The 257-nt window shown below is 37.0% G+C and carries 1 pseudogene; it reads right to left on the bottom strand.

From position 1 onward, the window contains the following. Positions 1-257, bottom strand: a pseudogene (locus AC805_RS25235) (putative Ig domain-containing protein); the annotation flags it as partial.

Below are 257 nucleotides of genomic sequence, written 5' to 3'. Positions count from 1 at the left end.
CTGTACTACAGTTAGATGGATTCGTTATTTCACATATTTTATATTCCACTGTATAGTTTCCTGCCGCAGTATTTGGAGCTACAGTTACAGTACCATCTGCATTCAAAGTTAATCCTGCAGGAACAGTTACTGACGTCAAACTTACTTGACCCGGATTTGTACCTATAACTACTGGATTACCATTTAAAGTATCATTTGATGTCAAAGAAGTACTATTACCTCCCGTATTTCCATTAATTGATGCTGTAGTCTCTGTC

This window comes from Pseudanabaena sp. 'Roaring Creek', assembly GCF_001402795.1.
In the GTDB taxonomy this organism is placed as follows: domain Bacteria; phylum Cyanobacteriota; class Cyanobacteriia; order Pseudanabaenales; family Pseudanabaenaceae; genus Pseudanabaena.
Note: the sequence above shows the minus strand (reverse complement) of the source record. Positions and strands in the feature narration are given on the sequence as shown.